The following is a 3,679-nucleotide window of genomic DNA, read 5'->3' as shown; positions in this document are numbered from 1 at the left end:
AACAGAATAAAAAGGATCTGACGGAGATTTTGGTTGCTCATAATATCCCCTATGTGGCTCAGACTGCTCCTGTAGGCAATTTCCGGGATCTGCACAGCAAGTCTTATAAAGCCATTTATACTGAGGGCCCTTGCTTTTTGAACATATTGTCCCCATGTCCTCGCGGATGGGACTACCCCATGGCTATGCTGGCGGAGATCATTAAGCTGGCCGTGGATACCTGCGTCTGGCCCCTTTACGAAGTAGAGGAGGGAGTATGGCGTCTGAGCTATATACCGAAGAAAAAGCTGCCCGTGGAGGACTTTCTCCGCCCTCAGGGTAGATTCCGCCACATGTTCCAGAAAGGCAATGAGTGGATGATTGAAGAAGCACAGAGCTATGTGGATCAAAAATGGGAACGCTTACTGGAACATACCGGTGCTTAAGTTACTGCAGAGATTGGAAGTAAATCCTAAAATATGGTATGATAGCTGTAAAAGGGGGGTTGCCTGTGGAACAAACCATGTTTACTAATGAGGTCATTTTATCCTGGCTTCAGTATTTTTCAAAGAACGCCCCGATTAACCTGGCAAAACTGAAGATGCTGGACATTACCGGGAAGAATAAGAACCTGATTCCAACCGTTATGAGCAACCGGGCAGTGCTGGTTTTTACGGATGCCGGACATCCGGATATCTTCTACGACATGTGGAATGCGGAACTGGGGGACTGTGATATATGGTACAATGAGGGCTCAGATCCAACCGGCGAGATTAAGCACGACAAGGTCTCAGACATGATTAACCGCGGGATTAATGCCTCTGCAGCTATGTTGATTCTGAATCCTAATGCTGCCACGAATTATCATATAGGTATGGAGAACAGCCGTTTCTCCTGCGGCTCGGTGCAGTATGTATGCCGTGAAGTTCGGGCGGTTATAATAAATAAGCTCAATCTGGGGGACCAGGATAATATATGTATAATCTCAGGTGAAAGCATCGCGGTGGAGGCCGCTATGATTGCTGCTGAGGGCAGTGTTATTGCGGTGGAATATGACCGCTGGGATCGGAATACCATGCAAGAAAATGTTAATAAATTTGGCCTGAACAATGTTACCATCGTTGAGTCTCTGGAAAATGGTATCCCGGATAAGCTGCCGGTGCCGGATATAGCCTTTATAGTAGGTTCTCCAAGGATAGGCAGCGAAATAAAGACTCTTTTGTCCATCAATCCCCTTATGGATTTTGTGATCTATACCCTGGACTTCGAAATTTTAATGTCCCTGCCTGCTTTGTTTCGGGAGAACGGCCTGGAGCGAACTGAAACCATCCATGTAGCGGTATCGCGAGTCAATAGCAAAAAAATGCTGGAGCCATTTCCAGCTCCCTGGCTTATTTCTGGCAGAAGCATAAAAGGATAGTATCAGATTTACTGCTGGTAAAGGTCAAATTATGACAGCATATCCGACAGCATGAAAAAGCCCTGAAGCCATAATTTAGAGCTTATTGGTCAAATAATCCCGGTCGCCGGCCCCGGTTTTTCTGGACTTACTGGTCGGGGAGGGAAAGGAGAAATCGGGGTCAAATGCGATAGAATCCCCATTGTTTCCAGGTCCAATTACTATATTCTTTTCCCAAAATTATAGGTCGCCCAGCACAATAGGTACTGTAAAAGCCTTCCTCTATGGCTAAAAAAGTTTTACCGGAAGGGTCTTTCTCGACGGTAAAACTCTTAATTGGCCGGTCCAGAGCAGATGAACACCAGCGGGGTATTAATTTATTTTCAATCAGTTGATATACAAATAAATGACAGCTATAGTTATTCTCCTCTCGCTCATACCATAACGGCTTATGGCGGTCAAAGCTGCCCCGTTTCCACAGCACCATAATCAGCTCCGGGTTTCCATCTCCGGTTGCATCATCCAGAGCAAAAGATTGAACATTCCATTCCGGTGGGGAACTCCAGTCGATACCATCTGGCTGAGTAACAGTCAGTTTTCCCCGAGTGAGATGATAAATTTCCATAATGCCATCATGATTCAGGTCATAAGTTGCATATTGTTCCGGTTTGTTTAAAAAGAAAAGGAAAGCTAAAAGCAGTAGCATGAATACTACTGCTTTTATAGCAACAATTTGTTTCCGCATAACTAGCTTCATCTAATTAGAAACCTGGGGAAATTTTATAGAAGCAGTGCCCTTTATGCGATAATTAGCCGTCCATTCCGGAAGGGCCGGGGCTTTATCGTTATATATCATCTCTTGCCACTTCTGGTCAGTTAACCGGTCTGCTGCATTCCAGGGGAATTCATAGTAGGAGTATACCCCACCTTTGACTATCCGCAAAGTACCGGCAACCGGTACTACCGCATAAATATTATCTACATAACCGGTACCAACCTCCAGAACCTCGGCCGGAGGGTTGGTAGCCACATCGGCAATCAGCATAGCGGGGAAGTCGGAAATTTGCGAGCGGCTTTCCAGGCCATCGCCTCGGTAAACCTCATACCAGAAATGTTCCAGCTGTCCGCCAAAAGTACGAATCAGTTCGTATTCTTCCTCAGTCAGGGCTTTATTAGCCAATTCTTTTTCGGAAATAACCTTCAGTTGCAAAACCAGTTCATAAAGTTGATCCATGTTTTGGCTGTCCTTTTGATCAATTAAACCACGCATTTTCAAACCGTCACGGGTCATGGCGGTTAGGGAAGCCAGGCGGGCATACAGGTGAGGATTGGGCTCAACATAACCCCGGTCATCAATTTCCTCCATGCCACCGCCGCCCATTTCGGCATAATTTTGTTTGGTATACAGGATAGTATCATGCTTTAACTCGGCCCAGCTGCCCAAAAAAGTTGCCAGTTCTTTATGATTCCAGGCCTCATTAAGCATGAAAGAAGGATAACCATCGGGTTTATCTACGGTAAGCGGCAGCAAAGTATATAACCATGACCAGTACAGGTTTTGGTGCCACTCATCATTAAGTCCGGCAATATATTTTTGCATTTTTGCCATATTGGTGCTGTATTTTTTAAACTCAAAATCACCTTGATTTTTCAATATAGTTTCGGCGGTGTCCGAGCCCATGGCAGCGGGAACATCAAGACCGCTGGGCAACATACGCCGTTCACCCGCCGGGTTTTCTGTCACCTCGCGATAAATTAAATGCTGAAAAATTTCAGCATCTAGAGTATATCTTTGTCCCATAAAGCGAAATCCTAAGACTTCCTTATCCCGATCCGGTTGAATAGTAGCATCAAAAATTGGAATCGAATTTATAACCGGCGCTTGCAAATCCTTGGCTAATTGCCGAAACTTATCAAAACCCTGGATATCCTCGGCTATCTTCTTAGGAGTTAGATTCTTGCCATAAGCCTGTTCCAGCAATTCGATATACTGGTGATAACCAATATCATCGCTCTTGCCCACCATAAAATCAGTAGTTGTATAGATTTTTTCCCACTCCCGGGCACCAATACCATTATTTAAAGCCAGGGTCATGAGAATAGCCGAACGAGTCTCATCAGCATCTTTTAAACGGAAGGTAATACGTCCGTACCACATCATACTTTGAAAATACTCTTTCAAATCATCCGTTTTAGCATAATGACCACGGGGAATATACTGGGTATAATCTTCTTTTAAACCTTCTATCAGATCCGGTTTGGTTCCCATGGCCATAACCGGTGACAGTTCAGTAGAATCAT

3 protein-coding genes and 1 pseudogene are annotated in these 3,679 nt (G+C 44.8%); 2 read left to right on the top strand and 2 right to left on the bottom strand.

What is annotated here, in order from left to right; genetic code table 11:
* Both PHP87_RS11430 and PHP87_RS11425 read left to right on the top strand, forming a co-directional pair.
* Positions 1–425 (top strand): annotated as a pseudogene (locus PHP87_RS11430) (pyruvate ferredoxin oxidoreductase); the annotation flags it as partial.
* A 65-nt stretch (positions 426–490) separates the two neighbouring features.
* Positions 491–1,399 carry a precorrin-6B methylase gene (locus PHP87_RS11425; RefSeq protein WP_299921480.1) on the top strand — a complete coding sequence of 303 codons (909 nt, stop codon included), beginning with the start codon at positions 491–493 and terminating at the stop codon, positions 1,397–1,399.
* A gap of 160 nt (positions 1,400–1,559) precedes the next feature.
* Here PHP87_RS11425 and PHP87_RS11420 read toward each other — a convergent pair whose 3' ends face one another.
* Both PHP87_RS11420 and PHP87_RS11415 read right to left on the bottom strand, forming a co-directional pair.
* On the bottom strand, positions 1,560–2,135 hold the full coding sequence (locus PHP87_RS11420) for a VCBS repeat-containing protein (RefSeq protein WP_299921479.1): 576 nt from the start codon (positions 2,133–2,135) through the stop codon (positions 1,560–1,562).
* The coding region (locus PHP87_RS11415) for a DUF3160 domain-containing protein (protein ID WP_299921477.1) at positions 2,136–3,679 on the bottom strand (1,544 nt) is incomplete at its 5' end. It abuts the gene before it with no gap.

Source organism: Syntrophomonas sp. (assembly GCF_028707975.1).
Classification (GTDB): Bacteria; Bacillota; Syntrophomonadia; order Syntrophomonadales; family Syntrophomonadaceae; genus Syntrophomonas.
The sequence above is the reverse complement of the archived record's forward strand: the minus strand, read 5'-3'. Positions and strand labels throughout refer to the sequence as shown.